The sequence below is a fragment of the Kitasatospora sp. NRRL B-11411 genome, from assembly GCF_000721345.1.
In the GTDB taxonomy this organism is placed as follows: domain Bacteria; phylum Actinomycetota; class Actinomycetes; order Streptomycetales; family Streptomycetaceae; genus Kitasatospora; species Kitasatospora cineracea.
Map to the genome: position 1 here is coordinate 133,519 of NZ_JOGH01000018.1, position 8,274 is coordinate 141,792.

Below are 8,274 nucleotides of genomic sequence, written 5' to 3' on the forward strand. Positions count from 1 at the left end.
TCGGCCTCGGCCCGTCAGCCTTACGGGCATGACGACTGTCCCGGAGACCCGGATCGGCGGCTTCGCCGAGCCCGAGGTGTTTGCCGTCCTCGAAACCGCCTGCCGACACGCCGGAGTCGACGCCTCCGACGCCAAGCTGCTGCGGGGCCACACCAACGCCGTCTACCTGCTGGAATCCGCCGGCGCGGTCGTCAAGATCGCCCGAGCCGGAACCCCGGTCGACGACGTCCGCCGAACCGTGGCGCTCGTGCAGTGGCTGATGGCCATGAAGTTCCCGACCGTTGAGTTGCTGCCGGTGGAGCAACCCGTCCTGGTCGGTCCGCACGCCGTCACCTTCTGGCGGCACCTTCCCCAACCCCGACAAGCCGTCCCGGCCGCCCACCTCGCCGACCCGCTGCGTACTCTTCATCAACTCCCTCTCCCTCCTTTCGAAATCCGTTCGCTCGACACCGTCGCGGCCATCCGGCGATCCATCGGCGTTGCTGCGGCGCTACCGGGAAGTGATCTGGATTTCCTCGGCGCGCACGTATCCGAGCTCGAAGCTGGACTCGCTCGGGTCCGCTACCTGCTCGAACCCGGGCTCCTGCAAGGTGATCCGCAGCACCGGAACGCACTGCACAGCAACGACGCGGCGGTGCTGTGCGACTGGGACACCGCGTGTTTCGGCCCACCCGAACTCGACCTTGTGACGGTGGAGATCCATTGCCGGAGGTTCGGGTACGGCCGGTCCCACTACGAGGAATTCGCGGACAGGTACGGCTTCGACGTGACTGCGTGGGACGGGTACCCGGTTCTTCGTGACCTCCGTGAGCTGCGGATGGTGACGACGAACGCGAAGCGCGCCCCGGCCGGAAGCGAGACCCTTGCGGAGGTCCGGCGGAGGATCGTCGGAATCCGGGAATCGGATGCCGAAATGCGATGGAACATTCTGTAGTGCGTGCCTCATGTAGGCCGATGGGGCCCTCGGCGGCTGGTGGTCGAGGCGACCGTCGTGCGGACTTGCCGGCCACGGACGACCAGTAACTGAAGCCCCGCCTCGGCAAGTTGCCGGTGACGGATGACCCGTTCGGGAGCTGCGCCCAGGTGAGCGAGGGACGGCAGGACTATCCCGTACAACCCTCGGCGGACGGTGAGTTCGGCGAGATCGACGTCGGTGGCGATCTCGGTGAGGTCGAGTTCCCGCTGGGCGCAGAACTCGGCAAGGACCTCGGCGAGGGCCGCTTGCCGAGCTGCCGTCCTGGTGGTCAGCCGTAGCAGGCCGACGACGGCGGGGGCAGGAACGGGTCGCTGCTCGGTGAGCTCCACTTCCGGGTTCCCTTCTGCCGGCCGGGCGGCTCGGTTGTCTCCAGCGTGCCGCTGACGTGGCGGCGCGGGAACGTCGCGCTGTGGCAGTTCCGTGGCAGTTCCGGCCCACCAGCAGACCGCAGGGTGCTTCGATGGTCGCCGAGCCAGGAGGTGGTCATGGCGGCGGTGAGCGAGTGGACCGGGGTGGAGGCACGGGCACTGCGGCTGGCGAGCCGAAGGAGCGTGCGCACCTTCGCCGGCGATCTGGGCGTAGCGGTCCGGACGGTGACCAACTGGGAACGGCTGGGCGCCGGCACGCGGCCGCGTCCGGACACGCAGGCGATCCTGGACACGGCGCTGGGTCGTCTCGACCAGGCCGGAATCTTCCGTTTCGAGGCGATCCTGTCCCGGTCCGGCCGTGCTGTGGCGGTCGAGGTCCGGGGCGGGCCGAGGGCGTGGGAGTACGAGACGTGGACGGAGGACATCGAACGGGCCGTCGTCGCGGCGTCCAGGCAGGACTTCGTGGTCGCGTCGGATCTCCTGGAACGGTGGCGCACCCGTTGGCCAGCGAGGGAGTTGGACGAGCGGGGCCTGTACCTGTTCGCCCGGACGACAGCACTGGCCGGCGACCTGCTGCGGGATCGGGGTGTGCTGCTCGGGCCTCGGTCCGCGGTGCGTTCCTACGCGGACGCCCGGTCGGTGTTCGACCAGCTCGGCGTCCCCCGGCGGGTCGCGCAGTTGGACCTGTCGCTGGCGGTCGTCGCCGAGATGTCCGGTGACCTCCGTGGTGCCGCTGCCCGGTACGACGAGCTGGGCCGCGACGACAGGCTGAGCGGCCGGGACCGGCTCCGGGCGCAACTGTGGGTCGGCACGGCGCTGGACAAGCAGGGACTTCACGAAGCCGCGATGCCGCTGATGACCTCGGCGATCCTGGGGTTCGAAGGACTGGGTGAGCAGGAGGACTGGGGCACCGCGCACCAGAAGCTGGCGCTCGCGCACCGCGGCGCCGGGAACCTCGCGGAGGCCGGGCGGCTGATCTCGGTGGCGCAGTCCGCCGGGGACAGTACGTCACCATTACACCGGGTGCGACTGGCCACCGCTCACGGGCACGTGCTGTTGTCCGACCGGGCGACCGTCTCGGAAGGACTCGCGGCGCTCGACAAGGCGGCGGCCACGGCCGCCACGTACGGTATGAGCCACCAGCTCCGCAGCATCGACGGCATCCGCAAGGAACTCGAACTGGGAGGTGGGAAAACCAAGTTCAGGTAATCAGGAGAGATACGTGACAGGTACGACGAAGCGCGGGATCACCGACCGGCAGTGGGCGGACACCGCGCTGCTGTGGGACTGCCAGCAGATGGGCCACGAGCTTCGACCGTGCGACGTGGCGATCGGGTTGGGCTCCCACGACCTCGGGGTGGCGGCGGCGACCGCCGGCCTGTACCTGCGCGGCCTGGTGCAGCGAATCGTGTTCACCGGCGGCCCGAACCCGTCCCGGCCGGACCACTTCCCGCGCGGCGAGGCCGTCCACTTCGCCGAACACGCCATCGACCTCGGCGTCCCGGAGGAGGCGGTGCTGATCGAGCCGAAGGCCCGCAACACCGGGCAGAACGTCGAGTTCAGCCGGGCGGTGCTGGCCGAGGCCGGGGTGGCGGTGTCGTCGGTGCTGCTGGTGTCGATGCCGTACATGGAGCGGCGGGCGTACGCGACGTGCCGCAAGGTGTGGCCGGAGGTGGACGCGGTGTGCGCCTCCGCCCCGATGGACCTGCACGACTACGTGAAGACGATCGGCGACGACCAGCTCGTGATCGACAGCCTGGTGGGCGACCTCCAGCGGGTCATCGAGTACCCGAAGCTCGGCTTCGCCGTCGCCCAGGACGTACCGGAGAGGGTGCACGATGCCTACCAGCGGCTCATCGACGCCGGCTTCACCAGCCGACTCCTCTGACCGGCCGCCCGCCGTGGGCGCCGGGGCGGTGGTGTACGCGATCCACCAGCCGAACTTCCTGCCGCGGCTGTCGACGCTGGCGAAGCTCTACGCGGCGGACGTGTGGGTGGTGCTGGACGACGTCCAGCACGCCCGCCGCGACTACCAGCACCGCGCCCGCCTCGGTTCTCTCCGGGGCGACGGCGCCACCCGCTGGCTGTCCCTGCCCACCCGACTCCCGAACGGCCGGGCCACGCTGATCCGGGACACCCGCCTGGCCGACCCGGACCGCACCCGCCGTCGGGTCGAAGGGATCCTGCATGAGCAGTACCGCAGCTCTCCGTTCTGGCCGGAGTTCACCGACCGGCTGTGCCCGCTGCTCGACCTGATCGACGCAGCCGCCCGGACTGCCGAGATCGCCGAAGCGTCCACCCTGCTGTTCTTGGACCTGCTCGGATGGAGGGGGCGGGTGGTGCGCAGCAGCAACCTGCCGGCCGCGACCGAACGGACCCAGCGGCTGGTAGACCTGTGCCGGGCGGTCAACGCCGGCATCTACCTGTGTGGGGCCGGCGGCAGCCGCTACGTCGAACCGGGGCGGTTCACGGACGCCGGGGTGGAGTTGCGGCAGTTCGCCGTACCGGACGACGGGGTCTGGACGGGCGCGCGGGCGCTCAGCGCCGTACAAGGGCTGATGGCTCACGGTCCGCAGGTCGTCGCGGGCGCTGTAGCGATGTACGCACACTGAAACGGCCTCGCCTCAAGCCTCTGCCCGGCAGTGGGCGAGGGGTTCTCGTTGTCGCCGAGCGGTGCGCGGGGGCGGGCACGGCCCCGGACCGTGCAACCGGGGCAGGCGGTCAGGGGCCGCGACGGTCCAGCGGGAAAACCCGTTGCCGACGGCCCCGGCCCTGCCGCAGAGTATGGGCATCAGCCCGGCAGCACCCAGCGGAGAGGAACGCGAGATGAGCAACAGCCAGTCGTATCAGCGTTCTTCGAGTTCCCAGCAGAGCCAGGGACTTCCCTCCTCGCGGTAGACGGGCCCGACAGCGCCCGGCCGCCCACGGGGAATTCCCCGTCTGGGCGGCCTTTCTGTTTGGCGCCCTCCCGCAGTGCCGGATGGTGCAACTGGCAGCACGCCTGACTCTGGATCAGGAAGTTCGGGGTTCGAATCCTCGTCCGGCAGCGCAGCACCTGGAGAGTTGGCCGAGTGGTAAGGCAGCGGCTTGCTAAGCCGTCGTCGGGGTCACCCCCGCGCGCGTTCGATCCGCGCACTCTCCGCGCAGCAACCACAGTTCACTGGAGGAGCCAGCCGACAGGTGGCGCCGGCCTCGGTCTCGAAAACCGTTGGGGCACGCGAGTGCCCGTGTGGGTTCGACCCCCACTTCCTCCGCCAAGGGCGAGCTGGGCACTGGAGAGCCCAAGGGCCTGTAAAGCCCCCGCTTCGGCTGTGTCGGTTCGAATCCGGCCTCGCCCACCAGCATCTGTTCTTTCCACCTGTGCGTACACCGCTTTCGGTACGGTGACGGCCATGACCGACACCTTCGCCCAGCCCTCCGACGCCGCTGATGCGATCGCCGAACAGGCCGCTCGGCTCCGGCAGGAAACCCACCGGGACGCACACGCCGCTGCCGAGTTCGGCGTCAACAACCCCATGGCAGAGATGCATCACATGGTCAAGGGTGAGCGCGACAACGCTCTCGTGGAGTGCCTGAGCTACGTGCTGGGCACCGACGAGACTGCCGCCGACGCATACATTGCGCGCTGGGCGGCGGCGAACGGAGGCGACGTGGAGTCGGCGGCTGTCCGGGTCAAGGACCAGCCGACCGCCAGCCGGCTCGCCCTACAGCGCGCCGAGGCGAAGGTCGTCGACGCCCTGCGCGAAGCGGGTACCGAAGGGCTCTCCAGAAAGGAGCTCGATCCTCTGCTCGGTCGGCTCGGCTGGCGGGAGGAGGACCGGTGGCTCAAGAAGGCGATCGTCGCGGGAACCGTGGTCGAACGTCGGTACGGGCGCAGCACCCGCTACGTCTACACCGCCTCGGCTTCCCTGCCTGCTGGTCCGACCGCCGAAGGTGCTGCAACACAGCGGTGATGAAGGGCGCAGTCGGTTGCGGAGGACGATCCCGTACCGCGTTACCGGAGAGGCCCCAACCCACCGATCGCCGTCGCTGGTCGAGCTCAGGCAAGGGGTGTCAACTGCGATTTCCTGAACCCGTGACTCTCTAGTGACGGCCCAACTCCTCCCCACAAGCACTTCTTGCAATTGGAAACGCACTTTCTGTTACCGCACGCCTCGGGTTACAGCTCACTGGGGGCGAGCATGACTGGGTTCCACGTCGATCCGTCGCAGATGATCGTCTCGTCGGCCGGGCTCACCGACCTGCAGGCGTGGGCGGGACAGATCCACAGTGGGCTGGTCGGCTCGCTGGACCACGCGGCCGGCATGGCCGGCGACGACGACACCGGCCGGGCGTTCGCCGCCAAGTACGACCCGGCCGCGCGGTCCGTGGTGAACGCGCTGGGGCGGGTGTACGGACAGCTGGGCGGGACCGCGAACGGCCTCTACTCGATGGCGATGAACTACATCCGCACCGACGCGGACGTCGCCGAGAGCCTGATGAAGCCGCAGGAGCTGCCGAAGTCGTCGCAGCCGCAGTGCGAGCAGGAGCCCCGTACGGTCCAGATACCGACGGCGGTCGGGCACCAGAACTGGGCGGTGCGGGAGATCGTCAGCACGTTCTGGCCGCAGGGTGATCCGGTGAAGCTGCGGCAGGCCGGGCAGGACTGGAAACGCGCGGCGCAGTTGTTCAGCGAGCTCGGGGCCGAGGGCGATGCCCGGATCAGCGCGGTCACCTCCAGCAGCACTGCCCAGGCGGTGGACACCATGGCCGCGAACTGGGCCAAGGTCCACGACGGGTGTGCCACCTCGGGCCCGCTGTTGAACACAATGCAGCATGTCGCCTACCAGTTGGGCGAGGCGTGCGAGTCGTACGCCTCCGGCATCGAGGACCTGCGCGACACCCTGGAGGACCTGGCGGCGACCGCCGCGACCGTGGCGGTCGCCGGTGTGGTGCTGACCGTCTTCACCGCCGGCATCTCCGACGTGGCGGCGGCCGGCGGGGAGGCGGCGATAGCCGTTGAGGCCGGGGCCGCGGCGGTCGCGCTCACCACCGCGATCGAGACGAGCGCGGAAGTAGCGGTCCTGGCGGAGGCGGCCGCCATCGTGGACGCGGCCGCCTCCGCCCTGGTGCCAATCGCCATCGCCGGGGGTGCCGCGCTGACGCTCGCGGCCGTCTCCTCCCCCGCCGCAGCGGCGCCCGGCCCCACTGCGCCGGGATCCCCTTTCGCCGCTCCGGGCGTCGGCCCGCTGCCCCGCTCCCCCTCAAGCTCCTTCCCCGTCCTGCCGCCGGCGCAGCAGCACGATGTGCGTGTCTGGATGGCGCAACTGGCTGCCGACGGAAGGACGTCGACGTCCCCCGGCCCCATCGGGAAGCCCAAGGTCGACGCTCAGCGCGCGTACGAGCTGCGGGTCGCGGGCGGTACGCAGTACGAGCTGTACACCACCGTGCCCGATCCCAAGAGGCCCGACGGGCAGAAGACCATGAACGCCGACGGGGTCCGCTCCGAGGACGGTGCGGCGATCGACGCCAAGTACGTCGGCCAGCAGAAGGGGTGCCGCTCTCCGCTCCGGCTCGGCAACGTCGACAACGTCCCGGACTTCGTCTACGAGTCCACGATGAAGAGCCAGTCGTTCGAGATCACCAAGTACGGCTCGGCGTTCCAGGATCCCCGCAACAAGGTCAACCACCTGGAGATCATCACCAACGACACGAAGTCCGCGGCCTACTTCGGCGCGCTGATGGCCGCGCAGAATGTACCCGGGGAGACCCGCGTCGTCCCCTGATCCGCTGCCGTCAGCCCGATCACCCTGCTCTGGAAAAGGACACCGTGGGAGCCAGCTTCTACATCAGCGTCGACCGGTCCGCCGCCGCGGCCTGGCCGTTCACCGAACAGCAGCTCGCCCGGGCCGTGCAACGGCGTTGGCCCGAGAGCGCCAGCGCCACGGTGCCCGGCGAGGTCCTCGAGGTCGACGTGCGGGTCGGCGACGAACACTGCGAGATCACTTACCACTACGACCGGCAGTTCTTCACCTTCCCCGACCAAGAGCCGCTCAGGGTGCCCGTCGTCATCATCCACACCCTCCTGCGGGACCTCGCCCCCACCACCCCGGCCGTCTGGTGGGCCGACTACGACGGCACGCCAGAGCCCTTCGACGTCCAGGCCGACGCGGAGCAGGTCGCCGAGGACTTCGGCATGTAGCGCAAGACCCGCGGCCGAGCGCCCACGACTGCTGTACGCCGGACGGCTCACCCCGGAGAAGGGCGGCGTCGTCCTCGCCCGGGCACTGGCCGCCCTCCCCGGGGTCGAGCTGAGCATCGCCGCACCGGCCGCGGAGTTCGGCGCGTTCCGCCCCGTGCTCCAGCAGGCGGGCGTCGACGCCCGCTACCTCGGCTGGCTGCCCCGTCCGCAGCTCTGGCAGGCCTTCACCGCCCACGACGCGCTCACCGTGCCCTCCACCACCCTGGAGGCCATGGGCCTGGTCGCGCTCGAGGCCCAGGCCTGCGGCCTGCCCGTCCTCTACCAGCCCGTCCCCGGACTGGTGGAGGCCCTCCAGGCCTCGGCGCCGGCCGTCGACTTCACCGATCCCGCCGCCGCTGCCCGCACCCTGGGCCGACTGCGGACCGCTCGCGCTCTCCTCGCCGAACTACGCGACGCGGGCCGGGCCAACTCGGCCCGCCACCCGCTCAGCACCACCGCCACCACCACCGCCCTGGCCGAACTCGGCCGCCGACTCGGCTGACGCCGCGTCACACCGCAACCCGTTCCGCTCCGGCCCGCTCACTACGCCGGCCGGAGCGGGACGTCCACAGCGAATCGGGGAGACGATGACACCCAGCACCGACCGCATCCACTAGATGGTTGATGCGAAGGGTTAGTGGTCGTAGGCGGTCAGGGAGCGCATGACGGACTGGCCGGTGTGGTCGTTGTGCCAGATCGCGCTGGTCAGG

At 70.0% G+C, this 8,274-nt stretch carries 8 protein-coding genes, 4 tRNA genes and 1 pseudogene; 12 read left to right on the top strand and 1 reads right to left on the bottom strand.

Features of this window, described 5'->3' with window-relative positions:
• The first annotated feature begins 28 nt into the window (after positions 1 to 28).
• Positions 29 to 934: a phosphotransferase family protein gene (locus tag IH44_RS0112080; RefSeq protein WP_030459486.1), complete on the top strand. Its 906-nt coding sequence runs from the start codon at positions 29 to 31 to the stop codon at positions 932 to 934.
• An 8-nt stretch (positions 935 to 942) separates the two neighbouring features.
• Here IH44_RS0112080 and IH44_RS0112085 read toward each other — a convergent pair whose 3' ends face one another.
• A complete protein-coding gene (locus IH44_RS0112085; RefSeq protein ID WP_051816798.1) occupies positions 943 to 1,305 on the bottom strand; it encodes a hypothetical protein in 363 nt (120 codons plus the stop codon).
• Between the two features lie 156 nt (positions 1,306 to 1,461).
• Between IH44_RS0112085 and IH44_RS0112090 the strand changes: the two genes are divergently transcribed.
• The 11 genes and pseudogenes from IH44_RS0112090 to IH44_RS47915 all read left to right on the top strand — a co-directional run.
• Entirely contained in the window at positions 1,462 to 2,553 is a 1,092-nt protein-coding gene (locus tag IH44_RS0112090; protein WP_030459487.1) for a hypothetical protein, read from the top strand.
• A 13-nt stretch (positions 2,554 to 2,566) separates the two neighbouring features.
• Positions 2,567 to 3,232 (top strand): YdcF family protein, encoded by a 666-nt coding sequence (locus IH44_RS0112095; RefSeq protein WP_030459488.1) that lies wholly within the window; start codon positions 2,567 to 2,569, stop codon positions 3,230 to 3,232.
• 28 nt (positions 3,233 to 3,260) lie between these two features.
• Positions 3,261 to 3,956 carry a WbqC family protein gene (locus IH44_RS0112100; protein ID WP_232794910.1) on the top strand — a complete coding sequence of 232 codons (696 nt, stop codon included), beginning with the start codon at positions 3,261 to 3,263 and terminating at the stop codon, positions 3,954 to 3,956.
• Between the two features lie 362 nt (positions 3,957 to 4,318).
• A tRNA-Gln gene (locus IH44_RS0112105) sits at positions 4,319 to 4,391 on the top strand.
• Positions 4,392 to 4,401: 10 nt separating this feature from the next.
• Positions 4,402 to 4,486 (top strand) — tRNA-Ser (locus tag IH44_RS0112110).
• 20 nt (positions 4,487 to 4,506) lie between these two features.
• A tRNA-Ser gene (locus tag IH44_RS46450) sits at positions 4,507 to 4,601 on the top strand.
• A gap of 1 nt (position 4,602) precedes the next feature.
• A tRNA-Tyr gene (locus IH44_RS0112115) sits at positions 4,603 to 4,685 on the top strand.
• A gap of 51 nt (positions 4,686 to 4,736) precedes the next feature.
• Positions 4,737 to 5,297, top strand: coding sequence for a hypothetical protein (locus tag IH44_RS0112120; RefSeq protein WP_030459490.1), 561 nt, complete (start codon positions 4,737 to 4,739; stop codon positions 5,295 to 5,297).
• A gap of 228 nt (positions 5,298 to 5,525) precedes the next feature.
• Positions 5,526 to 7,109 (top strand): restriction endonuclease fold toxin-2 domain-containing protein, encoded by a 1,584-nt coding sequence (locus tag IH44_RS0112125; RefSeq protein WP_157852280.1) that lies wholly within the window; start codon positions 5,526 to 5,528, stop codon positions 7,107 to 7,109.
• A 44-nt stretch (positions 7,110 to 7,153) separates the two neighbouring features.
• Positions 7,154 to 7,525 (top strand): hypothetical protein, encoded by a 372-nt coding sequence (locus IH44_RS47910; protein ID WP_030459492.1) that lies wholly within the window; start codon positions 7,154 to 7,156, stop codon positions 7,523 to 7,525.
• Positions 7,526 to 7,547: 22 nt separating this feature from the next.
• Positions 7,548 to 8,066, top strand: a pseudogene (locus IH44_RS47915) (glycosyltransferase family 4 protein); the annotation flags it as partial.
• Positions 8,067 to 8,274 lie beyond the last annotated feature (208 nt).